This window comes from Clostridium sp. chh4-2 (assembly GCF_002899675.1).
Lineage (GTDB): Bacteria > Bacillota > Clostridia > Lachnospirales > Lachnospiraceae > CHH4-2.
The window spans coordinates 1-25,143 of record NZ_PKUU01000017.1 but is presented as its reverse complement, the minus strand read 5'-3'; the positions used below and the strand labels follow the sequence as shown (position 1 = coordinate 25,143).

Below are 25,143 nucleotides of genomic sequence, written 5' to 3'. Positions count from 1 at the left end.
ATTTTATAAAACGTGACACGTGACGGAGGAATGCCGGGCAAAACATAAGCCCGGGAATGATTATCTGAAAATCATTCCCGGGCCGGCTGCATATCCGATCTATTCTATTTACCTGTTCAAAATCTCCATAAATTCTTCCCCTGTCAAAGTTTCCTGCTCTAACAGGTATCCGGCCAGTTCATTTAACTTGGCCGCATTCTCTTTCAGGATTTCCATGGCACGATCGTACTGCTCCTTCACAACCCGTACCACTTCCTCATCAATAATTCTGGCGGTTTCAGGGGAACATGCTAAGGACGTATCACCGCCTAGATACTGGTTGCCCACAGTCTCTAATGCCACCATACCGAACTGATCGCTCATTCCATATCTGGTGATCATAGCTCTCGCCAGCTTTGTCGCCTGTTCGATATCATTGGATGCTCCTGTGGTAATGGAATGGAAGATCAATTCCTCAGCCGCACGTCCGCCGGTAAATGTGGCGATCTTATTCAATGCTTCCGTTTTACTCATAAGGAACCGTTCTCCGGCTTCCACCTGCATGGTATATCCCAGCGCTCCAGAAGTTCTCGGTATAATAGTGATTTTATGAACCGGAGCCGAATGGGACTGGCAGGCGGCCACAAGAGCGTGCCCCACCTCATGATAAGCTACAATCCTCTTCTCCTCTTCAGAAACCATGGCGTCCTTTCTCTGATATCCGGCTATAACCGTTTCCACGCTTTCTTCCAAGTCGGACTGATTCACCACTTTTCTGCCCATTCTTACGGCCCTTAATGCGGCTTCATTGACAATATTGGCCAGTTCCGCACCGCTGGCTCCTGATGTGGCTCTTGCAACTCCGTTATAATTCACATCATCGGACATCTTTACATCTCTTCCGTGAACGCGCAGGATGGCCTCACGCCCTTTCAGATCCGGCAGTTCCACAGGAATTCTCCGGTCAAAACGGCCCGGTCTCAACAGCGCTTTATCAAGGGATTCTGGCCGGTTGGTGGCCGCCAGGATCACCACGCCCTTTCGTCCGTCGAAACCGTCCATCTCGGTTAAAAGCTGGTTTAAAGTCTGCTCTCTCTCATCATTGCCGCTCATACCGGCTCCATCACGCTTTTTGCCGATGGTATCAATTTCATCGATAAATACGATACAAGGCGCTTTTTCATTGGCCTGTTTAAACAGGTCTCTGACCTTAGCGGCACCCATACCGACAAACATCTCTACAAATTCAGAACCGGAAATGGAGAAAAACGGCACTTTTGCTTCCCCTGCCACCGCTTTTGCCAGCAGCGTTTTACCGGTACCCGGAGGGCCCACAAGAAGAGCTCCTTTTGGAAGAACAGCGCCGATATCCGTGTATTTCTGAGGATTATGCAGGAAATCCACGATCTCCTTTAAGGCTTCCTTCGCCTCCTCTTCCCCGGCCACATCCGCAAAGGTCTTCCCTGTTTCCGATTCCGCATAAATCTTCGCATTGGATTTTCCAAAGGTCATGGCATTGCTGCCGCCCATCCGCTTCTGCATCATCCGGCCCATCAGCTGTCCTATAATCACAAACATCAGAATCGGCATAATCCATGTCATAATAAAGCTTACAAACGGAGACGCCTTCTGTGGAATTTCCTGGTAAAAATTAACGCCTGCGCTTTCCAGACGCTGAACCAGCTCTGCGTCCGGCCATGTACCGGTCTTATAGGTAACTTCTTTTCCCTTTTCATTTTCAGCGCCAAATGTAATCTGGTCATTGCCCCGGACCACCCAGGTGATCTCCTTATTATTCACCATTTTTAAGAAATCGTTGTATCCCACCTGTACGATGGACCGCTCCGTCATCCAGGGCACCACCAGCAGATTCAGCAGCAGCGTCACAATCATAACAATGGTGTAATAATAGATCCAGGGCTTTTTAGGACTTCCCGGTTTCTTATCCTCTTGTATTCCCATACTCATAACTTCCCTTCTTCTGCAATATTTCATTTGCAAACTTTTTTGCATTCATCAGATCTTCATGATCCGGATGAAGCATGGCTTCTTCATAGTTTTTAATCATCTTTCTCATCTGCGGAGTATCCGATATCCGCTGCATGCGCCTGTACTTCTCCAATACTTGAGGCGGCATCTTGCCCGGACAAAGGAAACTGCCAAGATAAATGCTGTCGTCCGGTATAAAAGCCGCCACCTGATTGGCCGTTCTTTTATAGTATTCCGAATCCTGCCCCATCCCACATGTGCCGAATAATGCGATCTGCTTTCCATGAAGCGTTCCCAAAAAATCCATGATCTCACTGCTGCATGTTCCCCTGTTATTCCAGAAACCGACAAAGTATAAATCAGCCTCATCATGCTCCACTTCTTCCACTCTCTGAATGTCTTTTGACTTTCCCGGAAGAGTCTCGAATATCTCCATGGCAATCTTTTCCGTGTTGCCTGTTATACTAGTATAAACAACCAGGTATTCCATTATTATCCCTCCTTTTCAGGATATATAAACAAAGATATACCTATTCTTTTAAGAGATCAAGGCTTTATACGAATTGTTTACCACTCTTTAGAATCTTTTAAGATTTCTAAAAAGTATCTTTCCCGTATTTTAACATAAGGGGTGAAGGCATTTTGAAAAATGACTTCACGTTTTACTTTAAAGCCCAATGCATTTCAAAAAATGCCCTGACGATTTAATATAAATAACCACGTCACAGTATTGAAATAACACGGAAATTTATCATAGAAAAAAACTCAGTAATTCTGATAGATCCATCACGAACCAAAAGACCATAAAAGGAGCCGGAACCTCCTTCCCCAAAAAGGAAAATCCCAACTCCACACGAACAATAACCTCTATATTTTTACAATCGGATGCCTAATCACTGTTTTCAATTTCTCAGCAGCCGTTTTCCTTGGATCGCTTAAATAGATCTCATGATGCCTCCGTTCACCGGTAAGATCATTGCGGTATCCATTCTGCTCTAAAAAATCATCCATAGCCCGAACCGTTGCCGGCTCATCATCGTAACTGCCCAGATGCATGGACTGGACGCACAGTCCTTCATTAAACAGAAACAGCTCTGCAGAGCTTGTATCGATTTTCTTTTTTCCGGCCGCTTCCTCTTTCGCCCAGTTAAAAACATCATTTGTCACAAAATCAGGGAGACGGATCATGGAAATCCAACAAAAGCCCTCTTTATTTCGGTAATCGATGGTCACGCTCTCATCCTCCATCCACCAAAGGCCTTCCAAAGGAGGAACCGTATATTCAAAAAAGCCTTCGATTCCATGACCGCTCTTACCGCTCATTCTGATGGTATAGGAAACCGCATAGAGAATGCCTACCGCTTTCTGATAACTGCCGTTTTCTTCATTTGGATTTCCCTTGCCCCGTACAGCCACAAACTGTGCGGGAGGCACGTTTATCACGGATGGCTGTATTTTGGGAACATACAATTCTTTTAACTCTTTTTTGAAATCATATACTGCCATATTCACCCTTCTTTCCACTTTATTTACATGAAGCGTGAAGGCATTTTCCGAAATGCCTTCACGATCGATGTAAAATGATCTATGTAAAAAATACCATACCAAACATGACATCAGCATGTCATCTTAAAAATCCCCCATCACTCCACTCCCATCCATATTCTCCTCCTCCCATTCAACAAAAAAATCAGGCCCCTCATGTCCCAACAGCCAAGCTTCTATCCCGGCCTCCCGCTGTTTCCATAAGGTTCCTGATCTTATCAAACTATAAAACTTTACTTAAAAATCCCTTTAACCGCTCATTCTGCGGATGCTCGAAGAAATCCTTAGGATTATTTTCTTCCATAAAATATCCTTCATCCATAAACATAACCCTGGTCGCTACTTCTCTTGCGAATCCCATCTCATGAGTTACCACAACCATGGTCATCTTATCTTCCGCCAAGTCCCTCATAACATTCAGAACCTCTCCTACCATCTCCGGGTCCAAAGCTGAGGTAGGCTCGTCGAACAGCATCACGTCTGGCTTCATGCAAAGGGCGCGCACGATAGCGATACGCTGCTTCTGCCCGCCGGAAAGCTGGTTCGGGTATGCCTCGGCTCTGTCGGCCAGGCCGACTCTTTCCAAAAGCTGTAAAGCCGTAGCTTCTGCATCTTTTTGGGACACGCCCTGAAGCTTCATGGGAGCCAGCGTAAGATTCTTCATAATCGTCATATGGGGAAACAGGTTGAACTGCTGGAAAACCATTCCCATGCGCTGACGGTGTTTATCAATGTCCGTTTTAGGATCCGTAATATCCACGCCTTCGAAAAATATATGGCCGGATGTAGGTTCTTCCAAACGGTTTAAGCAGCGAAGAAATGTACTCTTTCCGGAACCGGACGGTCCCACCACAAATACCACGTCGCCCTGATGGATGTCCACGGAAATTCCCTTTAATACATCCATATTTCCAAAACTCTTTCCTAACACTTTTACCTGGATTAAAGGCTGTTCCATATTACCGCTCACTCTTTCTCAACCTCCTCTCCAGACATTTTACAAAGTAGCTGAATACCATTACCATCACCAGATAGATAACCGCCACTGCCATAAGGGGCAGAAATGCATTATAAGTACGGCTTCGGATAATATCTCCCCCTTTTGTAAGATCCTGGAGGGCGATATAGCCGGCTACTGAAGTTTCTTTTAAAAGTACGATAAATTCATTTCCAAGGGTCGGAAGAACATTTTTAAATGCCTGAGGCATAATGATATACCACATGGTCTGAGAATAATTAAAACCAAGGCTTCTTCCCGCCTCAAACTGCCCAGCGTCTATGGACATGATTCCGCTTCGGAAAATCTCCGCCACATAAGCGCCCGAGTTGATGCCGAATGCCAGCACCGCCGCTATCACTTTATTAATATTAAAGCTTCCGAAAATAACGAAATAGATAATCAGCAGCTGCACAACAACCGGTGTTCCACGGATTACGGTCAGATAGATGCTGCAAAGTACGTTCAGAATTTTGAGTTTTCCGGTCTTTTCATAGGTAGACCTGATCATAGCAATCAGAAAACCCAGTACAATACCGATCAGTACCGCAAAAAATGTGACCGTCAATGTAACCTTTAAACCGTCGGTAATGTATCTCCAACGCTCTTTTTCTATGAAATTGAGATAGAGTGCCCGTTTAAAATTTTCCCACATGGTAAACTTCCTTTATCAGATATTTATTAATTAGCAGAAATGTATTTATCCACAATCTTCTGCAGTTCGCCGGATTCTTTTAATTTGGCAATTGCCGCATTGATTCCGTCCACCAGCTCTTTATTGCCTTTTTTCACTGCGATCGCATATTCTTCTTCCGTATATGCCTCGTCCAGAATTGCAAGTCCCTCATTCTCGCTTACAAATACTTTTGCAGGTTCGCCGTCGATGATAACCGCGTCCACTTTTCCCTGCTGAAGTGCCTGAACAGCTTCAAATCCTTTATTGTAACGGTCTACACCGTCATCGCCGAACTCATCGGTAGCATATAAATCACCGGTGGTACCAAGCTGAACGCCGATCTTCTTTCCTGTTAAGTCAGCAGGTCCTGTTACTTCGCTGCCTTCCTGTACGATGATAACCTGGGTTGCTTTTGCATATGGATCAGAGAAATCAACATTTTCCTGACGCTCCGGAGTAACAGTCATACCTGCTGCTCCAAAAGAAGCCTTGCCGGACTGTACGGCCGGGATAATGGAGTCAAACGCCATATCGGAAATCTCAAATTCCTTGCCCATCTCAGAAGCGATGGCTTTTGCGATCTCAACGTCAATACCTACGATCTCGTCTCCCTCATGATATTCATATGGCGGAAATTCTGCGTTCGTTGCCATAACCAGCTTATTGTCCTTCTTGCCGCAGGCTGCCATAGATGCTGCCATGCATACCACCATGGCGAAAGCGAAAATTTTCTTTTTCATAACATATCCTCCTCTTACTTCATCCGTTCTCTTCCTTAAATATACAGAACAAATGCATAATTATAAATGTGTCTCGTATACATTATATAGTATTTTATAAATTAATCAAGTGGGAACTTTCTTTACTTCTGTGTTTCTTCCTATTTTATCTTCCATTGTCGCAATTTGACGACCTCTTTTCCTATAAAAATAAATATGCCTGTGGTATACTATGAGAATTAACTCGCCTGCAGGAGGATATTATGTCTATTTTAAATCATCCGATTACCATTGCAGCCGCGATAGCGCTGATTATTCTGATCACCGTCCCCCTTCTGTCCTATCTGTTAATGGCGGAGTGGTTTTCAATCCAGAACAAGGCGCTGCGATGCGATGATCTGACTGGACTATACGACAGAGGGGCGCTGAGAACAAAAATACAGCACACCCTGAAACACCAATCGATCTGCCAGCTTCAAAAACAGGACAACCGGATTTCAGATGCATTTGTGCTCATTGACCTGGACTGCTTTAAGCAGGTCAACGACACCTATGGGCACCCTTGCGGAGATCAGCTGCTTTCCCACATATCAGAAATTCTTAAATCCAATAACCGAAGCACTGACATCATCGGGCGCTTGGGCGGAGATGAATTTGTCATCTACCTGCCCCACATCAAATCAATTTCAAACGTAAAAACCCACATTTCAAGGATCACCTACGCCATTCAGACTTCTCTGCGTTCCATTCCTGAATGGGAAAATGTAACCGTCAGCATCGGAATTGCGCTGGCTCCAAGAGACGGCACAGATTTCGATACCCTGTATAACTGTGCGGACATCGCACTTTATGAAGCCAAAAAAGCGGGTAAAAATCAGGCAGTAATTTATGAAAGCGATCTATACGATTAAACATTTCATATTTAAATAGATTCGATTGCCAAAAGGTCTTGCCAACCGAATCTTAAATGGAAAACCGAACCGAAAATTGACATTTTTCTTCCCCGGTGTTATCATAAACTTCATCTCAATAACCTTATTTGGTTCTGAACACTTAATAATATACCGGAAAGAATGAGAGGAAATCATGACAAAAGATTCAATCGATGCAAGAGTACTTACTGCTCTGGAAAAACACAGCAAAGGATATAACTGCGCACAGTCCGTTTCCTGTGCGTTCAGCGATTTGGTGGACTTAGATGAAGCCACCATCTTTCGCATAACCGAAGGTCTGGGCCTTGGAATGGGAAGCACGGACGGAACCTGCGGAGCTATCTCAGCCGCAGCAGTATTGTCAGGCCTGAAACTGAGCACCGGCAATCTGGATGCGCCCAATTCCAAAGCCATATCCTATGAAAATTCAAAAGCCTGTATGGACGCATTCAAAGAGCAGAACGGAAGCCTTGTCTGCCGGGAATTAAAGGGATTGGACACCCAGAAAGTGCTCCGCCCCTGCAATGACTGCATCGCAGACGCAGTAAAGATTATCAGCGAACAATTATTTGACGAATAATCAGATTATGGAAGGGATCGTATGGATACTCAAAAGATGCGTTATCTGTTAAAGATAGCCGAACTGCAGTCGGTTACGGAAGCCGCAAAAGAACTATATATCTCCCAGCCCGCTTTAAGCCAAATTATCGCCTATATGGAACGGGAACATGCGATTAAGATATTTGAGCGAAAAGACAGGAAACTGGTGCTCACCCCTGCCGGAACAATTCTGATCGACAGCATACGGCAGGAACTGCGCATCGAAGAAAATCTGAAGAGGCAGCTAGATGATGTAAAAAGCGAACAAACCGGAACCATAAATATCGGGTTATCCCATGCGCGGGCGGCACAGTTTCTGCCCGTCGTCCTTCCCGAATTCACGAAATTATACCCTAAGATCGTTCTGAACATCAATACCAATTCCAGCTTAGGTTTTGAAACAATCGTGGTGGACGGAAAGGTGGATTTTGCATTTGTAATGGATACCGCAAATATTTCTCCGGCCAAAAAGGCCCAGCTGGTCTATGAGCCTCTTTTCCCTTACTGCAGCCTCCTTGCCGTTCCTCCAAACCACCCTATTGCAGAGGAAGCAAATGGAATATTCAACTGGACGAAGCGCCCGCCCATCGATCTGTCAAGAGTAAAAGACGAACCGTTTATCCGCCTTATTAAGAATCCCAGAAACACCTTGCTGAACCAGAGTATCTTTAATAAATACGGATTCGAGCCTAAGGAACGCATTGTCATGACAGACGAATCCATGATCTGTCAGCTGGTGGAAGCCGGGGTTGGCTTTGCGTTAATTCAGGAACATCACGCCTTGGCCCGGAAATCCGGCGTTTATTTTATGTTGGACTGCAGTGATGTTACATCCACCCTTTGTCTGATTTACCGCAAAGACGCCTATCTTACAAAACCGGCTAATGATTTCATCGAGCTGATCAGACATCATTCCCAGCTGGGTACCTGGCAGGTTTCTGGTTATTAGGCTGATTGTGAACAATTTTTCTTTATAAAAAAGGTGATATAAAACATAGAAAATGTTTTATATCACCTTTTTAACTTTACTCATTACATTTCATACCGCTCATATGACCCTTCGCAGGGATTTCCCCAACAGATATAGGCAATTCCCCGGTCCAAACAATACAGCATGGAAGCAATCGTCTGACATTCCCGGTTAGCCGTATGATTGCACACGGACCCAGGATATCCCTCATGATCTTTCAGACATTCCATAATATATTCAGGAGTGATCTCTCCCTGTTTTTTTCGCAGCAGATAATCCAGACGCTGCCCGCGAAAATGTACCGCATGGGTATCATCCGCCGGAATAAAACGCTCGATTTCCGGATTTATTCTGATGTCATTTCCCTGAGTAACAATTCCTTTGTGGGGTTCTATCATATAATTTTCCATCGGATTTGTTTCACAGACAAATCCGTCTCCCTCCCTGGAAGCAATAACGTAATTGATAGAGATACACGGCTTCAGTCCCTCCACAAGAGCGCGGGCCTCTTCCAGCCGTTTGCACTGCAGTATCCTTCTCCTCATAAAGTTAGTAGGTATAGCCAGCCCGCGCCGGTCCTTTTTAGACAAAAGCGTGCTGCAGTTCACGGACAGCCCGTAGGAATTCATACCGCTGCGAATCAACTGGCCTGGTTCTGTCAGCCCCAGAATTTTCGTTCCATTTTCCTCGTCAATATGAAGCACATAGAGATTTTCTCCGATGAATACGGAATTGTCCCAGTTCTGACCACCGATCGTCTCTTTCTCTTTGGTAGCTTCCGGTGTTACCAGATAACAGGTGCATTCATTGCTGTCAAAATAATTCTGGCCCTTCTGAAATTTTAAAAGTTCATACCTGGTATTCATCACCATTACCAGACTCAAATCAACTTGGGCGCCCCTGGCGATCCCTCTGATCTCCTGCATTAGTTCCGGCATTTCCCCATCCAGATAGTCCGCATATTCCATCGCCATATCCAATGTTTCTTCCCAAGTGTATCCCTTTTTCTCAAATAATTTCTTATAATTTTCACTGGTACTCAAAAGTTCCTCTCTGATCTGGCTCCCGTGCTGGACACCACGTTCAAATGGATCAGATGATTTAATATAGACCTCTTTTAACCGTTTCATAATTATTCTCTCCTTTTAATTAAAATACGGATATACTACCGGAAGTATCAGCTCACAGCATAAATGCCCTTATTGCCGCCATCGAATTGTCATTTGTCAATTCTCCATCCACCCCATTGTTATGTAAGATCTGAAATTCCGGAATCAATCTTATACCTGCATTATAATATTCCATGTATTATTTGTCTAATATGCATTTTTTCATTTTTTCATAAGTAAATGCTTATAATACCAGTATCTTCACTCACGCATTTCCCCATATCAAAAACGAAAAAAGCCTGTGTATTCGGATCACATCTCCGAACGCACAAGCCTTTTTCTATCTCTTTATAATATCAATTACTTCCCTCGGATCATCCACGATAAACTTAGGATGATATTCTTCTAACTCTTCTCTGCCGCGAAAGCCCCAGGTCACACCGACCGTATCTATCCCGGCTGCCAATCCGGTTTTCATATCCGTACTGGTATCGCCCAGGTACAATCCCTGTTCCGGTTTCAGCCCCAATTCCTGAAGAATCGCAAACACTCCGGCCGGATCAGGTTTCCGGTTCACTCCCTCTTTTTCCCCGGAAATCACATCAAAGTATCCTTTGCCAAACACAGTTTCTATATTTTCAACCGTTCTTTCATGGGCTTTATTGGACAATACCGCAATCTTAACGCCGCTGCCCTTTAAATAATCCAGTAATTCCCGGATGCCGTCATAGGCGTCGATCCGGTACAGACAATTATCCTTAAAATACCGGTTATAGGTGATAAGCGCCTCTTCATAGTGGGTAAGCTTCTCATCCCCGCTGTAAACCAGCGCCCGTTCCACAAATTTCTTATATCCGTCGCCGACAAACACTTTCGTATGCGCATCGTCAACCGGCGCATATCCATACTCATTCAGCGTCAGGTTAATTGTTTTTGTCAGCGCATAAATAGAATTAATCAACGTGCCATCTAAGTCAAATATACAACACTGATACATGATTTCCTCTCATTCCGCCTAAGATCACGGCATTTTATTCGAATAATGACAAGGTTTCATGCATCCGGCCAATTCCATCACAAGGCCGCCGGCTGCTCCCCTGCCTGCTCACCATTATAATGGAATTACCGTTCATTTGCAATAAAAAAGCTTTTATGAAAACCGGTCTGCACAACCTTTCATCCTTATTCCACGTCTTTTTTAAGAACTCCAAGAAGCAGACATCCGATTGCCGCACCGATCAGAACCGCCGCCAGATAAGCCAGCGGATTGCCGATAGTAGGAAGCACGAAGATTCCACCATGAGGCGCTCTCAATGTGCAGTCAAAGAACATGGAAAGCCCGCCGGCCACCGCTGATCCGATGATACAGGACGGAAGCACGCGGAGCGGATCCTGCGCTGCAAATGGAATCGCACCTTCCGAAATAAAGGAAAGGCCCATAATATAGTTCACAATACCGGACTGTCTCTCTTTATCCGTAAATTTCTTCTTGAAAAATGTAGTACAGAGCGCAATTGCCAAAGGCGGAACCATACCGCCCGCCATAACGGCTGCCATAACCTCGAAATTTCCTTCCGCCAGCTGGGCAGTGCCGAATACATATGCAGCCTTATTCACAGGACCGCCCATATCCACCGACATCATGCCGCCTACAACCATGCCCAGAACCACTTTGCTGGTTCCGCCCATTCCGTTCAGAAAGCCGGTAAGCCCGTCGTTAATCATGCCCATATAAGGATTGATAAATGTGGTAACCACACCCACCAGCAGAATGCCGAGCACCGGATACAGAAGCACCGGTTTGATTCCCTCCAAAGATTTAGGAAGCTTGCTAAACAGCTTTCTCAAACCAACTACAATATAACCACCCACAAAACCTGCGAATAATGCGCCAAGGAAACCTGCATTCACCGCTCCGCCTGCCGGGTTTGCAAAGGTAGCTCCCATCTTTGCCACAAGTCCGCCAACAAAGCCCACAGCCAGACCGGGACGGTCCGCAATGCTCATGGCAATATAACCGGACAGAACCGGAAGCATCATTCCAAATGCCTGTTCACCGATTGTCTTTAAATAAGCGGCTAAGGGCGTGTTCTTACCAAAATTAGACGGATCAATCTCATAATTATCGAATAAAAATGCCAATGCGATCAGGATACCGCCGCCGATTACGAAGGGCAGCATATGGGAAACACCGTTCATCAGATGTTTATAGATGGTCCGGCCGATTCCGTCTCCGCCTCCTGATACCTCAGCCGCTCCGCCTCCGGCGTGGTGATACACAGGAACCGTTTTGCTCACCGCTTTTTGAATCAACTCTTCCGCCTTATGGATTCCGTCCGAAACAGGCACCATAATCACCGGTTTTCCGTCAAATCTGGCCATCTCCACATTCTTATCGGCAGCAATGATGATACAGTCCGCCGCTGCGATCTCATCCTTTGTCAGCACATTCTGAGCCCCACCGGAACCGTTAGTCTCCGCTTTCAGTGCAATTCCCAGCTTCTTCCCCGTATTTTCCAGATTTTCAGCCGCCATAAATGTATGTGCAATTCCAGTAGGACAAGCGGTAACCGCCAGCACGCGGTACCCTTCTTTGGCCGGTTTTTCTTCTGCCTTCACTTCCTGAGACTCTTTTTTCTCTTCTTTCTCATAGCGTTCAGACTCTGTATCATCTATGATCTTCAAAAATTCTTCCTTTGTTTTCGCTGCGATCAGGGCGTCCTTAAATCCCGGATTCATCAAAAGCGTGGACAATTTGGACAATGCTTCCAGATGAGTATCCGCCTCTCCGTCCGGCGCCGCAATCATGAAGATCAGATTTGCCAAAGAGCCGTCAAACGCTTCATAATCAACTCCATCCGGTACCACGACAGCTGCCAGGCCCGGTTCTTTCACCGCCGCCACTTTAGCATGGGGAATGGCGATTCCTTCCCCAACCGCAGTGCTTCCTAAGGCTTCTCTCGCCAAAATGCCTTCTTTATAGCCCGCTTTATCATTCAGCCTTCCGCCTGCCGCCATCAAATCCACCAGCCGGTCAATTGCCTCTTCCTTTGTAGACGCGCTTACGCCCAGCGCAATGCTGTCTTTTTTCAAAAGCTCCGTAATTCTCATAATACCCTCCTGACTATGATATCTGTTTTAACAACTCCATAATAAAATCCTTCTCCGCTATTCCATCGGAAAATGCCGTTGCGCTTCCGGCCGCAGTTCCCAGCCTTAACGCATATTCATAATCCTGCGTTTCCAGATAACCGGCTAAAAATCCGGCCACCATGGAATCCCCGGCACCCACGGAATTTTTCACAACACCTTTCGGAACTCCGATTTTATGGAATTCACCTGATTCTGTGACCAGGATCGCACCGTCTCCCGCCATGGAGATCAGCACATTTCCCGCTCCCATTTCCTGCAGCTTCCTGGCGTATTCCGTTATCTGCACGTCCCCGTGAAGCTCCACTCCGAACATCTCGCCCAGCTCGTGATTATTGGGCTTTATCAGGAACGGTTTATATTTCAGCACATTCATGAGCAGATCTTTGGTCGCATCCACAACGATGCGAACTCCCTTGTTCTGAAGCCGCTCCATAATTCGTTCATAAATGTCGTCACTGATGGTCTTTGGTATGCTTCCGGACAAAACCAGCACATCCCCTTCTTCGATCCTGTCCAGCTGGCCGAACAGTTCTTCCACGTCCTGATCCGTGATCTCAGGCCCCATTCCATTCAGCTCAGTCTCTTCCTCAGACTTGAGCTTCACGTTGATTCGGGACATTCCCTTCTCCACATGGATGAATTCCGACTGAAATCCCAGGCTTTTCGCCCCCCGCTCAATCTCATCACCTGTAAAACCTGCTACAAATCCAAGCGCCGTCGTTTCAAAACCAAAATTGGCAAGAATCGCCGATACATTCAACCCTTTTCCCCCATAAAAGATGTGTTCCTCTGCTGTCCTGTTGATTTTCCCAAGGGTGAAATGATCTACTTTTACTACGTAATCCAATGCCGGATTAAACGTTACCGTGTAAATCATATGTCACTACTCCTTTACTTAATGAAATTTTATTTCATATTCATGGATTTATAATAATACACTTTCCACGATCCGTCAATACACTAATTACCTTTTTTTAGCATTTTTTTGCAGTAGTTCAGCCTTCCGATTCTATAGCCAACAAAGTTGGCATGGGAAGGCTTTTTTATATCATAGGAGCACTTTCCTATGATATAAAAAAAGCTGCTGCACTTAGTATGCAACAACTTTCTCTTTTTTATAGATTATTCGTAATTGTTCAGTATCCCTCACAATATCAATTATTCTTTAATTTTATCATCCGCAATCGCCATCTCATTGCGCATCTGGATCTTATAGGCGTCCTTTTTATTCGCTGCGATCAGCAGATACAGCATCTCCACCACAGCGGTGACGGAAACTCTGGAAAAACAGAAATCATCCATCAAAAGCTTTTCCCTGGTGGCCGTTATGATGTGATAATCGCTGGCAAGAGCGATGGGAGAATCCGGATTATTGGTGATTGCGATAACCGTCGCCCCGTTTTCCTTCGCTCCCCGGATCAGGGTCAAAAGGCGCTTGGAATAACCGGAATTGGATAAAACCACCACTACGTCTTCTTTTTGCAGATTAAAAGCATAGGACATCTGCGTTTCAATGACCGGACCAGCAGTGGCCAGAATGCCTACCTGGTTAAATTTATAAGCGGCGTCCATGGCAACCGGGATGGTATTGCCCACGGCCACAAATTCCACAACCCTGGCGTGTTCTAAGGCTCTTAATATCCGTTCCAGATTATTCACATCCATCATGGCAACGGTCTGTTTCAGTTCTTCCACCTTATTGGCTAAAATGTTCTGAAGCGCCTGTCCCAAATCCGCCCGGTCAATGTCATTATACGCCTGAATTCCATTTCCCTGCCCCTCTGCCAGTTCCCGGGTCAGAGTGATCTTCAGATGATGGAATCCTTTAAACCCGCATCTTCTGCAAAATCTGGATACGGTAGCGTCGCTGGTTCCGCTGGCCTGAGCGAGTTCGGCAACCGTCATATCGATCACTTCCTCTTTCCGCTCCAGAATACAATCCGCAATCTTCTTCTCCGCATCAAAAAAGAAATCATAGTTGGAGCACAAGGTTCCAAGTACACTTTTACTCTCCTGCATTTTCATCGTCCTTCAAATCCGTGTAATTTTATTTCATATTCCTAACTATATCACTTTTTTAAAGAAAATGCAAACACTATACAGCCCGGCCCTCCATGAGTTCCGATGACTGTTCCGATCGAACTGACAAGGCGTTTTTCCTCATCTGCCTTACCTTCCAGATAGTCCTCAAGCGGCTCCAGCACAGCCCTGTCGCCGGTATATCCGATGCAGTATTCCTCATCTGTATCTCTTCCTCCTGCGGCTTCCACCATTTTAAGGACTTTGGAAAATGCTCCGTTCATCCCTCTTGCCACTCCGATCAGCTTTACAACTCCATCTGTTGTAATCGTAATGATTGGCTTCAGCTTCAAAGCCGTCCCCACCACCACGCCGGTCTTTGGCAAGCGGCCGCCACGTTCCAGATAAGTTAAATCATCAATTATGCCGTAGAACCGGAACCGTGCTTTTTCCTGTTCTATTATATCGGCGATTTCTTTTCCCGATTTTCCCTCATCCTTTAACTCCATCGCCCGGCGCACCATCAGCTGAAGGGAAAGTGTCACCTGTTTGCTGTCCACAATATAGATTTTATCATATCCGCACTCCTCTTTTGCAAGACATGCGCTCTGATAAGTTCCGCTTAATCCTGAACTGATTGTCAAAACTACGGCTTCATCTCCCGAAGCCTTTATCTCTTCAAAAACCTCTATAAATTCCTCCGGCGACGGCTGGCTGGTAGTGGGCAGTGTACTTCCATGTTCCAATTTTTCGTAAAACTGCTCCAGCGGCAGATCCACGCCGTCCCGGTATTCGTCCTCGCCGAACAATACCTTCAGGGGCACCAAGGTCACTCCCCATTCTTTTGCTCTCTCCTGTCCAATATCAGACGTGGAATCCGATAGAATTCTTACACTCATTTAATCTCCCTTCTGCCAAAAACCAGCTGTAAACGTGTTAACTGTTAAAAATGAAATCATTGTTATTATGACAGTTAGGGGTGTCTATGTCAACTAATTCATGATATAATAAACTGATTAATTGTTACTATTCACAGCTCCCGCGGACCCGGCCGTCCGTTCCGGTTTGGGCAGTTTTGCAGGAACTTTCCTGTTCCGTTTTCGGGCATAAGCATTTCTAAACGTGCAGGATTTTTCTAAAATCCAAGGGAAATGTCCAAACTCGCATACGCTCAAACAGGTGGACATTTCCCTTGAACGAAAAATTCTGCGCGTTAAGAATTGCTAATGCCCTGCAAAGTCACAGGAAAGTTCCTGCAAAACTGCCCAAACCGGAACGGATGGCTGGGTCCGCCAAAGCTGCAAATAGTAACAGTTAATTTAATAATGAAATGTTGCAAAAAGCATTAGAATGTGAGGAATTATGATAAACCACAGAGAAAAAGCCAAAGAAAACTTCATGGCCGGCTACAATTGTGCCCAGTCTGTATTTCTGGCATTTTGCGATGAAACCGGGCTTGACAGAGAAACGGCAGCCAGGCTGGCCTCCTCGTTCGGCGGAGGAATGGGACGGCTGCGGGAAGTATGCGGAGCTGTCAGCGGAATGTTTATGGCCGCCGGAATGATAAAAGGATATGAGGACCCCAAAGACCAGGACGGAAAAAAAGCCCAGTACCAGCTGGTTCAGGATCTGGCAGAAGCGTTCAAAGAAAAAAATGACAGCATCATCTGCCGGGAGCTTTTGGGGCTTACCCAGCACTCCGACTCGCCGGTTCCTTCAGAGCGGACAGAAGAATATTACCAGAAACGCCCCTGCGCCGAACTGGTCGCAGATGCAGCTGAGATCTTAGAAAGGATGTTATATGATTAAAATCGGATGCCACCTGTCTTCTTCCAAAGGCTATCTCGCCATGGGAAAAGACGCAGTAAAAATAAACGCGGATACCTTTCAGTTTTTCACCAGAAATCCGAGAGGCGGCAATGCCAAGGCCATCGATCCGGAAGACGTTAAAAAATTTCTGGATTTCGCCGCGGAACACAATATTTCCAAGATTCTGGCCCACGCCCCTTACACCTTAAACGCCTGCTCCGCCGATCCCGGCCTGCGGGAATTCGCCTGCAACACCATGGCGGATGATTTAAGCCGTATGGAATACACCCCTGGAAACTGCTATAACTTTCATCCCGGCAGTCATGTAAAGCAAGGCGTGGAAGTAGGAATCAGCTATATCGCAGATATGCTGAACCAGATCTTAAAACCCAAACAGCGCACCACCGTGCTTTTAGAGACCATGTCGGGAAAAGGAAGCGAGATCGGAAGAAATTTTGAAGAGCTCCGCGAGATTCTGGACCGGGTTACCCTGAGCAGCCACATGGGCGTCTGTCTGGACACCTGTCATGTCTGGGACGGAGGATACGATATAGTAAACCATTTAGACGAGGTGGTTGCCGAATTTGACCGGGTGGTGGGCCTTTCCCGCCTGAAAGCAATCCATCTAAACGACAGCCAGAATCCCTTAGGCGCCCATAAAGACCGCCACGCCAAAATCGGAGAAGGCCACATCGGCTTCGAAGCCATGAAACGGATTGTCAACCATCCCGCCCTGAAGGACCTCCCATTTTATCTGGAAACCCCCAATGAGCTGGACGGATACGCCAGAGAAATCCAAATGATGCATGAAGCTTCCATGAACAGCTAAAAAAGGAAGTGTCCGGGTAAGCAAAGCCGCTTTTATCCCCGTGACACTTCCTTCTTTTTTCTTCCCGCTAAAGATCGAATAAGCTCAGCTGTGAGATCTCGTAATTTCTCTTATACGCATGAATAATATCCTTCATATCATACAAAATACCATATTTCCTGCATTCCTCAGTAAACTTCTTCCAAAGCGCGGCCGCCCTCTTGCTGCGGCACTCATACTGGTTTCCATACGTTTTCATATACCGTTCTGCCAGCCCCTGTCCCGGAAATATCTGGTTGAGTTTATCAAAATACCATTCCCGCTGATTATTCCTGAGCGTCATCCCAAATGCGGCATAGATGAATTTAGCCCCTGTTTCATGCGCCCTTCTGACAATTTCCAACACATTTTCTTCCGTATCCTCCAAAAATGGAAGAACCGGCATCAAAAGAATCCCGCAAAAGATACCCCGTCCGCTCAATTGTTCCAGCATCTCAAACCGTTGGGACGAAACCGGCGCGCCCGGCTCAATCTTTTTAGAAAGCCCGTCGTCCGCCGTGGTGATGGTTATCTTGCACAGCACCGGAGAATGTTCTTTGATCCCGCAAAGAATATCCATATCCCGCAATAAAAGCGTGCTTTTAGTGGCAATTCCGATTCCGAATCCAAACGCATCCACCAGCTCAAGCGCATGGCGCGTCAGCAGAAGTTCCTTTTCAAACGGATTATAAGGATCGCTCATGGCCCCGGTTCCTACCACTCCGGTACGCACCTTTCTTCTGAGATCATCGCGGATGATGGAAAGGGCATTTTCCTTGGCTTTTACCGTATCAAAATCCTTGATTTTATAGCAGTCCGAACGGCTGTCACAATAAATGCACCCGTGGCAGCAGCCCCGGTAGATATTCATATTATAATCCATTCCAAACCACTCCGAGCTTTTTGTCTTCGTCACAATCGTCTTCGCCGGCACATATTCCATGGTATTTTGATTCCCCCTTACATCTGTATTATCTTTGTAGCTATCCTCTCCGTAAACGCCGCATCATGCTCCACAAAAAGCAGAGACGGCTTCCATTTCAGAAGAAGCTCCTCAATCTGCATCCTGGAATAGATATCGATAAAATTAAGCGGTTCATCCCAGATATAGAGATGGGCCTTTTCACACAAACTTCTGGCGATTAGCACTTTTTTCTTCTGCCCCTCGCTGAAGGACTCCATCCTTTTTTCAAACTGGGCTCTGGAAAAATCCAATTTTCTGAGAATGGCCTTAAACAGACTTTCATCAATCCCCCACTGGGCCGCATAATCCTTTAAACCCCCCTTGAGAAATGAAGTGTCCTGAGACACATAGGAAATCTTCAGCCCGCTTCCCACTTCCAGTCTGCCGCCATAAGAAACCGGCTCTCCTAATATCAGTTTCAGAACACTGGATTTTCCGCATCCATTTTTGCCCTGAAGAGAAACCCGTTCCCCACATTCCACGGAAAAATCAATGCTGCTGCACACTTCCCTGTCCCCATACCGGATGCTCAAATTCTCTGCAGATACCATCCGCTTTTTATGATAAATGAGCGGCTCGATCCTGAGATTCTCCACCTGCTCCACATTCTTTAACAGACCCGTTTTTTCTTCCAAAGCCCGTTCCTGGCGCTGTTCCAGATTTTTTCTTCTCTGCTGCATCCGCCTGGACTTTTCCCCGATATAAGCCCGGTTCGGCATATTTTCATTGATTTCTCTGGATTTCCGGCCGATCTTGGTGGATTCCACCTGATCCCCCCAGACCTTTGTCCTCTTAGCGGATGCGGCCAGGCGGCTGATGTCCTTTTTCAGCCTTTCATTTTCCTGAAGCTCAAATTCATCCCGCATGACTTTATTTTGATACCAGGACGAAAAATTCCCTTTCTGCACCTCGATATCCGTCTTGTTGATGGACAAAATATGATCCACGCAGGAATCCAGAAAGACCCGGTCATGGGAAACCAGCAAAAATCCCTTCTTGCTGTTCAAATACCGGCTGACCAGCTGCCTGGCCTCCAGATCAAGGTGATTGGTGGGCTCATCGATCAGCAGAAAATGATTTTCCCGGGAAAACAGAGCCGCCAGCATCACCTTGGTTCTCTCCCCGTTTGACAGCGTGTTAAACGGCCGGTACAGCACCTCGTCCTCCAGCCCCAGCTTATCAAACTCCTTTAAAACCTGCCAGATAGGAATCTCCTGAGGCAGTCCGCAGATCAGATCAATCCCATCCTTCGAAGGATCATCCACCGGAAACGGAAAATAATCAAAAACCGTGCCGGAAGTTATAGTACCGCTGTACTCATATTTTCCCTGTAAAAGATTCAAAAATGTGGTTTTTCCCCGCCCGTTCCGCCCGGTAAACCCCAGCTTCCAGTCCGTGTCAATCTGAAACGACACATGTTCAAATATTAAATCATAACTGTCTTCATAAGAAAAAGACAAATCGGATACTTGTATTAACGACATAAGGCATTCCTCCTTTAAGAACGAATCCCGCCAGCGGGATTCTCCGCCCGGAGCGGACCGCTACAGCGGCATGATACTTCACAACCGCATTGCGATCCGGCACCAAGGGCCTTTTTATACCACATGGCAGCTTCCCTATGGTATAAAAAAAACGACCGCAAGAAAGCTCATTCCCACAGTCGGTTTCCGCCGCAAAATACCGCAAATTACCTGCGGTAATCCTTATGCCGGGCACCAGGAATGAAATAGCGTTCTTGCATACAGGCATGAAAAAACAAACGGTTTTCACCGCGCATTTTCTTCATGCAGTTACATAAGCAAGAATCATTATTTCATCCTTTCACCCCTCTCTGCCGTAGTTACGGCAATACTTTAAATCTTTTGGCATCAGTCTATCATAGTTTTAAAGCTTCGTCAACAGCTTGTATAATTACTGCTGCACTTCTATTGCAGGTCTTTATATTTCAATGCCTTTTCAAGGGCCTGGTTAAAGAAATACCAATCATGCTGACCTTCCCATTCCTCGAATGTGAAGTCAAAGTCCCGGTTCTTCATCTCTCCCGCAAATCTCACATTAAATTCCCTGAGATAATCCTTATATCCGCAGGCCATATAAATCCTTGGTTTTTCCTTCTCTTTTTCCGCCCGGTCCGCCAGACAGAGGATCTCATGTTCCGGCTTCCACTCCAGCTCTTCCCCATGAATAGCAAGAAAATCCATCACCATCTGATCCCCAAACGCAGCCCGTACCTCATCCCATTTTTCTTTCGGACGGTATTCATCCAGATATTCTTTAAGATAAAGACAGGCCGCCGAAAATGCGGCGCAGTATCCGTACTGCTCCGGTTTGGACAAGGCGCATTTTAACGCCCCATATCCGCCCATGGACGCACCGATCACAGCCGTATCCTGCCTCTTTGCCGATATATGAAACACAGTTTTACAGATCATCGGAAGTTCTTCCGCCACATAGGTGAAAAATTTCTGCCCGTATTTCATATCCGTATAAAAGCTTCGTGCAGCTTCCGGCATGATAAATATGGTATCATAATCTCTGGCATAGAGTGTGAGCATGGTATGGTCCACCCAGTTTCCGCTTCCTCCGCCCAGGCCGTGAAGCAGATAGGCCGCCTTATACTCTTTTCCCTCTTCGTATTTATCCGGAACCACAATGGTAATCCCCGTATCCATCTGAAGTATCTGAGAAAATACACTGCCTCTCAAGATCATACGATCATCCTCCTTCTTTCTGCAAAAACAATCCTTTCCGTTTCATCACCCAGTATATAAACAGAGCCGATGCCGTTCCCAGCGCCGCTCCCCCTAATATATCAGTCGGAAAATGCACGAACAGATATAATCTGGAAAATGCAATCAATACCGCCAGCCCGACCGCAAAAATCCCCCACCTCCGGTTCTGTAAGCAAATGCTCACCGAAGAGGTAAAAGATGCCAGCGTATGCCCGGACGGAAAGGAATAATCCCTGGGATTTTGAATTAAGAGCGCCACGCTCTCATCAATCCAGCAGGGCCTGCTGCGGGCGACAAGGTTCTTCAGTATTACATTTCCAATCAAAACAGACAGAATCAGGGATGCGATCACCGCTATTCCTATCTTCCTGCTCTTTTTAAAGCAGAGAAACGCCAGCCCCAGCAAAATCCAAAATTGTCCGTGGTCTGCCAGGCTGGTGATCTTCACCATCAGCTGATCCAGCCATGGAGTATGAATCTTTTGAAGGCAGTACAGCCAGTCAAATTCCCAACCCATCCGTTATTCTCCTCATTGCATATTATTTACAATCACGTCTTCCGCATAATTGACAGAAGCCATAGCGTCCCTGCAGTACTGATCCGCTCCAATAGTTTTGGAGTATTCCTCCGTCATGACGGCTCCTCCCACCATGATCTTCACCCACGGCGCCGATTTTCTCAGCTGCTTTATGGTTTCTTCCATGCTCGGAACCGTAGTTGTCATCAATGCGCTCAGCCCTACAAGAGGAACCTTCTGTTCCACTGCCTTTTCCACGATCACTTCCGGAGGCACGTCTTTTCCCAGATCGATCACATCATAGCTGTAGTTTTCCAAAAGCACTTTTACAATATTCTTCCCAATATCATGAATATCACCCTTAACCGTGGCAAGAATTACCTTTCCCTTCTTTTCCTGGGTCTGGCCGGAAACCGCCATGTGATCCTTTATCACCTCAAACGCCGCTTTCGCCGCCTCTGCGCTCATCAAAAGCTGTGGCAGGAACATGGTTCCCTTTTCAAAGCCCTTTCCCACCACATCTAAAGCCGGAATCATCTCTTCATTGATAATATCCAGGGAATCTCTGGTTTTCAAAAGTTCCTTAACTGCTTCAGACGCCTGTGCCTTCAGCCCTTTTATAATGATTTCACCAAGATCCGCCTGTTTTTCGCCCGTCTGATCCTTTTTCTTATCATTTTCCCTGCCTTTCACTGCGGACTGGCCCAACGTAGCGGTCTGACCGCTGTAAACGCTGATATAATCGCCGCACTGAGGATCTAAATCCGCCAAGGCCCGGAAACTATAATAAGACCGCATCATAGCCTCTGAATTCGGATTGATAATGGCCGCGCTCAGCCCATTTTGAAGCGCCATCGTGAAAAATGAAGCGTTAATGATTTCCCTTTGAGGAAGTCCAAAGGAAATATTGGACACGCCCAAAATGGTCTTGCCCCCCAGCTCATCCCTCACCCTTCTCAACGTCTCAAGAGTGGTCAAAGCCCCTTTGCTGTCAGAACTTACAGTCAGACAAAGAGCGTCGATGATAATATCCTTCTGCCCAATCCCGTACTCAGCCGCCTTCTTATAAATCTTTTTTGCAATCCGAATCCGCCCCTCTGCCGTTTCCGGAATTCCGTCTTCATCCAAGGCTAAAGCAACCACAACGCCGCCATATTTCTTCACCAGCGGAAAAATGGCTTCCATAGATTCCGCCTTGCCGTTTACGGAATTGATTAAAGGCTTCCCGTTATAGATCCGCATCGCCCGTTCCATGGCTTCAATGTTGGAAGTGTCGATCTGAAGGGGCAGTTTAATGATGCTCTGAATCTCCTTTATGACCTCTTCCATCATGGAAGGTTCGTCGATTTCCGGCAGCCCCACATTCACATCCAACACATGAGCCCCATGCTCTTCCTGAGCCACGCCTTCATCCAGAATATATTCCAGATCGTGATCCCTGAGGGCCTGTTTGAACTTGGACTTACCGGTAGGATTGATCCTTTCGCCGATAATCACCGGATTCTTATCAATAACCACCGCATGAGAATAAGAGGAAATCACCGTTCTCTTTTTATCGGTTACCGGCAGTAACGGCATATCTTTACACAATTCCACCGTCTTTCGTATGTGTTCCGGGGTGGTGCCGCAGCAGCCGCCGATCACGCAGGCGCCCATTCCCGCAATTTCCTTCATCACCTCTGCAAACTGATCAGCATTGATGTCATAAATGGTCTGCCCGTTCACGCTTCTCGGAAGCCCGGCATTGGGATTGACAATCACGGGAACCGAAGACACCCGGAGAATATCCTTTAAGATCTCCTTCATCTGTACCGGTCCCAATCCGCAGTTAATTCCCAGCGCATCCACTCCCAAGCCTTCCAGCAGCGCCACAGTGGCCGCCACATCCCCGCCCGTAAGCAGTTTTCCCTTGCCATCAAAGATCATGGTAACAAATACGGGAAGATCACAATTTTCCTTCGCAGCTAAAACCGCAGCCTTGGCCTCGTAACCGTCGCTCATGGTCTCAATGAGAACTAAATCAGCTCCCTCTCTGGCCCCGCAGACCACGCTTTCCCGAAACAGCTCATATGCCTTTTCAAAAGGCAGCTCTCCAAGGGGCTCCAACAGCTTTCCGGTAGGTCCCAGATCCAGGGCGATGTATCCCCGCTTTCCGCCGGAACGCCAAACCTCGTCCACCGCCTGTTTTGCATTTTCCAAAGCGGCGGTTACGATCTGTTCCACCGTATAATCCGTTTTTTCATTATACTTCAGGCCGTTTGCCCCAAATGTATTGGTTGTGATGATATCGGCTCCCGCCTCTAAATAACTTTTGTGAATATTTAAAAGAACTTCCTTATGTGTGATATTCCAAGTCTCAGGCAGCTCGCCCGCTTTAAGACCGTTTTCCTGTAAAAGGCTTCCCATTCCGCCGTCGCAGAATAAAATACGTTTTTTTAACTCTTCAAGTATTCCAGTTCTCATGCTATCCTCTCACTCTGCCGTTTTCGGCGGTTCTCACTACAAAATCTCTGACAAACTTTCCTGAATCTTAGCCGCCACTTCCGGTTTATTCATAGAATAAATATGTATTCCGTTCACCCCATTGGCAATCAGATCGATAATCTGCTCCGTGGCATAGGCAATACCAGCCTGCTTCATAGCCGCCGGATTTTCTCCAAACCGGTCCACAATGGCTTTAAAACGGGCCGGCAGATAGGTGCCTGACATGGAGCAGATTCTCTTGATCTGTGCCACATTGGTAACCGGCATGATTCCCGCCACCACCGGAACGGTAATCCCCTTTTCCCGGATACGGTACAGATAGTTATATAAGATATTATTGTCAAAAAACATCTGCGTAGTAACAAAATCACATCCCGCTTCCACTTTTTCCTTCAAATGCTGGATATCCGCCGTCTTATTCACCGATTCCACATGGCCTTCCGGATAACACGCCGCGCCAATGCAGAAATCACCGGACTGTTTGATCTCATAAATCAGCTCAGACGCATAACGGTAATCCGTCGCAATCGCACCGTCCGCCGGAATATCCCCGCGCAGAGCCAAAACATTCTCAATATTTTTTTCTTTTAATTCCTCTAAAACATGATGCACTTTTTCTTTCGTTGAGGAAACACAGGTCAGATGGGCCAACGGGGTCACATGGCACTGGTTCTGCAGCGCCGCTGCAATATCAACCGTATAACGGCTGGTCCCTCCGCCGGCTCCATAGGTAACGCTCATAAATGCAGGAGATAATTTTGCGATTTCCAAAGCCGCTTTTTCAACGGATTCGTATTTATCTTCTGTTTTCGGGGGGAACACTTCAAAAGAAAGTGTAGGCTTTCCCTGTCCTAAAATGTCCTTTATCTTCATAATTACTAATCTCCTTCTGATTGTTTCTCCCCATTATACTAAAAAATCCCAAATGTTGCAAAAACATTTTTCACAATAAATATTCCGCTGTAAATCTTTATTTAATCGGCGAAGGTACGCCGAAAAGAAGGGGAAGCCCAGGCGGGCGGCGGAAGTAATCGGCGAAATGGGATTCGGGATTCGCCCCTAAGATGTACTAAGACCCGCAAGGACAAAAAGAGACAGG

The 25,143-nt window shown here is 46.3% G+C and carries 24 protein-coding genes; 5 read left to right on the top strand and 19 right to left on the bottom strand.

Features of this window, described 5'->3' with window-relative positions; genetic code table 11:
* Nucleotides 1–108: 108 nt before the first annotated feature.
* From ftsH to C0033_RS17220, 6 genes are all read right to left on the bottom strand, one after another.
* Nucleotides 109–1,941: an ATP-dependent zinc metalloprotease FtsH gene (ftsH, locus tag C0033_RS17245; protein WP_103229142.1), complete on the bottom strand. Its 1,833-nt coding sequence runs from the start codon at nucleotides 1,939–1,941 to the stop codon at nucleotides 109–111.
* Nucleotides 1,922–2,458 (bottom strand): flavodoxin family protein BilS, encoded by a 537-nt coding sequence (gene bilS, locus C0033_RS17240; RefSeq protein ID WP_103229141.1) that lies wholly within the window; start codon nucleotides 2,456–2,458, stop codon nucleotides 1,922–1,924. The genes ftsH and bilS overlap by 20 nt, the downstream gene beginning before the upstream one ends.
* Nucleotides 2,459–2,835: 377 nt before the next feature.
* Nucleotides 2,836–3,474 (bottom strand): GyrI-like domain-containing protein, encoded by a 639-nt coding sequence (locus tag C0033_RS17235; protein ID WP_103229207.1) that lies wholly within the window; start codon nucleotides 3,472–3,474, stop codon nucleotides 2,836–2,838.
* A 262-nt stretch (nucleotides 3,475–3,736) separates the two neighbouring features.
* Nucleotides 3,737–4,471: an amino acid ABC transporter ATP-binding protein gene (locus tag C0033_RS17230; RefSeq protein WP_103229206.1), complete on the bottom strand. Its 735-nt coding sequence runs from the start codon at nucleotides 4,469–4,471 to the stop codon at nucleotides 3,737–3,739.
* 1 nt (nucleotide 4,472) lies between these two features.
* On the bottom strand, nucleotides 4,473–5,165 hold the full coding sequence (locus C0033_RS17225) for an amino acid ABC transporter permease (protein WP_103229140.1): 693 nt from the start codon (nucleotides 5,163–5,165) through the stop codon (nucleotides 4,473–4,475).
* A gap of 26 nt (nucleotides 5,166–5,191) precedes the next feature.
* A complete protein-coding gene (locus C0033_RS17220) occupies nucleotides 5,192–5,926 on the bottom strand; it encodes a basic amino acid ABC transporter substrate-binding protein (protein ID WP_103229139.1) in 735 nt (244 codons plus the stop codon).
* 242 nt (nucleotides 5,927–6,168) lie between these two features.
* On the opposite strand from C0033_RS17220, the gene C0033_RS17215 reads away from it, so the two are divergent.
* The 3 genes from C0033_RS17215 (at nucleotide 6,169) to C0033_RS17205 (ending at nucleotide 8,386) form a co-directional block, all read left to right on the top strand.
* Nucleotides 6,169–6,816 (top strand): GGDEF domain-containing protein, encoded by a 648-nt coding sequence (locus tag C0033_RS17215; protein ID WP_103229138.1) that lies wholly within the window; start codon nucleotides 6,169–6,171, stop codon nucleotides 6,814–6,816.
* A gap of 175 nt (nucleotides 6,817–6,991) precedes the next feature.
* A complete protein-coding gene (locus tag C0033_RS17210) occupies nucleotides 6,992–7,417 on the top strand; it encodes a C-GCAxxG-C-C family protein (protein ID WP_103229137.1) in 426 nt (141 codons plus the stop codon).
* A gap of 21 nt (nucleotides 7,418–7,438) precedes the next feature.
* Nucleotides 7,439–8,386, top strand: a complete 948-nt coding sequence (locus C0033_RS17205; protein WP_103229136.1) for a LysR family transcriptional regulator — start codon at nucleotides 7,439–7,441, stop codon at nucleotides 8,384–8,386.
* A gap of 83 nt (nucleotides 8,387–8,469) precedes the next feature.
* Here C0033_RS17205 and C0033_RS17200 read toward each other — a convergent pair whose 3' ends face one another.
* The 7 genes from C0033_RS17200 to C0033_RS17175 form a co-directional block, all read right to left on the bottom strand.
* Nucleotides 8,470–9,537: a C45 family peptidase gene (locus tag C0033_RS17200; RefSeq protein WP_103229135.1), complete on the bottom strand. Its 1,068-nt coding sequence runs from the start codon at nucleotides 9,535–9,537 to the stop codon at nucleotides 8,470–8,472.
* Nucleotides 9,538–9,589: 52 nt separating this feature from the next.
* Entirely contained in the window at nucleotides 9,590–9,712 is a 123-nt protein-coding gene (locus C0033_RS27665; RefSeq protein ID WP_278320759.1) for a hypothetical protein, read from the bottom strand.
* 144 nt (nucleotides 9,713–9,856) lie between these two features.
* Complete coding sequence (locus tag C0033_RS17195; protein ID WP_103229134.1) at nucleotides 9,857–10,513, bottom strand: HAD family hydrolase; 657 nt, start codon at nucleotides 10,511–10,513, stop codon at nucleotides 9,857–9,859.
* Between the two features lie 185 nt (nucleotides 10,514–10,698).
* On the bottom strand, nucleotides 10,699–12,627 hold the full coding sequence (locus tag C0033_RS17190) for a fructose-specific PTS transporter subunit EIIC (RefSeq protein WP_103229133.1): 1,929 nt from the start codon (nucleotides 12,625–12,627) through the stop codon (nucleotides 10,699–10,701).
* Nucleotides 12,628–12,640: 13 nt separating this feature from the next.
* Nucleotides 12,641–13,546 carry a 1-phosphofructokinase gene (gene pfkB / locus C0033_RS17185; protein WP_103229132.1) on the bottom strand — a complete coding sequence of 302 codons (906 nt, stop codon included), beginning with the start codon at nucleotides 13,544–13,546 and terminating at the stop codon, nucleotides 12,641–12,643.
* A gap of 281 nt (nucleotides 13,547–13,827) precedes the next feature.
* Complete coding sequence (locus C0033_RS17180) at nucleotides 13,828–14,688, bottom strand: MurR/RpiR family transcriptional regulator (protein ID WP_103229131.1); 861 nt, start codon at nucleotides 14,686–14,688, stop codon at nucleotides 13,828–13,830.
* Nucleotides 14,689–14,738: 50 nt separating this feature from the next.
* On the bottom strand, nucleotides 14,739–15,587 hold the full coding sequence (locus tag C0033_RS17175; RefSeq protein ID WP_103229130.1) for a DegV family protein: 849 nt from the start codon (nucleotides 15,585–15,587) through the stop codon (nucleotides 14,739–14,741).
* Between the two features lie 463 nt (nucleotides 15,588–16,050).
* Here C0033_RS17175 and C0033_RS17170 point away from each other — a divergent pair, with 463 nt between their 5' ends.
* Entirely contained in the window at nucleotides 16,051–16,497 is a 447-nt protein-coding gene (locus C0033_RS17170) for a C-GCAxxG-C-C family protein (RefSeq protein WP_103229129.1), read from the top strand.
* Nucleotides 16,490–17,326: a deoxyribonuclease IV gene (locus tag C0033_RS17165; protein WP_103229128.1), complete on the top strand. Its 837-nt coding sequence runs from the start codon at nucleotides 16,490–16,492 to the stop codon at nucleotides 17,324–17,326. Before C0033_RS17170 ends, C0033_RS17165 begins: the two co-directional genes overlap by 8 nt.
* A gap of 67 nt (nucleotides 17,327–17,393) precedes the next feature.
* On the opposite strand, the gene C0033_RS17160 is transcribed toward C0033_RS17165, so the two are convergent.
* The 6 genes from C0033_RS17160 to metF form a co-directional block, all read right to left on the bottom strand.
* The gene (locus C0033_RS17160; protein ID WP_103229127.1) at nucleotides 17,394–18,287 is read right to left on the bottom strand and encodes a radical SAM protein; all 894 of its coding nucleotides are present in this window, start codon (nucleotides 18,285–18,287) and stop codon (nucleotides 17,394–17,396) included.
* A gap of 17 nt (nucleotides 18,288–18,304) precedes the next feature.
* The gene (gene abc-f / locus C0033_RS17155; RefSeq protein WP_103229126.1) at nucleotides 18,305–19,792 is read right to left on the bottom strand and encodes a ribosomal protection-like ABC-F family protein; all 1,488 of its coding nucleotides are present in this window, start codon (nucleotides 19,790–19,792) and stop codon (nucleotides 18,305–18,307) included.
* 444 nt (nucleotides 19,793–20,236) lie between these two features.
* Nucleotides 20,237–21,022 (bottom strand): alpha/beta hydrolase-fold protein, encoded by a 786-nt coding sequence (locus C0033_RS17150; RefSeq protein ID WP_103229125.1) that lies wholly within the window; start codon nucleotides 21,020–21,022, stop codon nucleotides 20,237–20,239.
* Between the two features lie 4 nt (nucleotides 21,023–21,026).
* Nucleotides 21,027–21,560 carry a phosphatase PAP2 family protein gene (locus C0033_RS17145; RefSeq protein WP_103229124.1) on the bottom strand — a complete coding sequence of 178 codons (534 nt, stop codon included), beginning with the start codon at nucleotides 21,558–21,560 and terminating at the stop codon, nucleotides 21,027–21,029.
* A 12-nt stretch (nucleotides 21,561–21,572) separates the two neighbouring features.
* Nucleotides 21,573–24,023: a homocysteine S-methyltransferase family protein gene (locus C0033_RS17140; protein WP_103229123.1), complete on the bottom strand. Its 2,451-nt coding sequence runs from the start codon at nucleotides 24,021–24,023 to the stop codon at nucleotides 21,573–21,575.
* A 36-nt stretch (nucleotides 24,024–24,059) separates the two neighbouring features.
* The gene (gene metF / locus C0033_RS17135; protein ID WP_103229122.1) at nucleotides 24,060–24,917 is read right to left on the bottom strand and encodes a methylenetetrahydrofolate reductase [NAD(P)H]; all 858 of its coding nucleotides are present in this window, start codon (nucleotides 24,915–24,917) and stop codon (nucleotides 24,060–24,062) included.
* Nucleotides 24,918–25,143 lie beyond the last annotated feature (226 nt).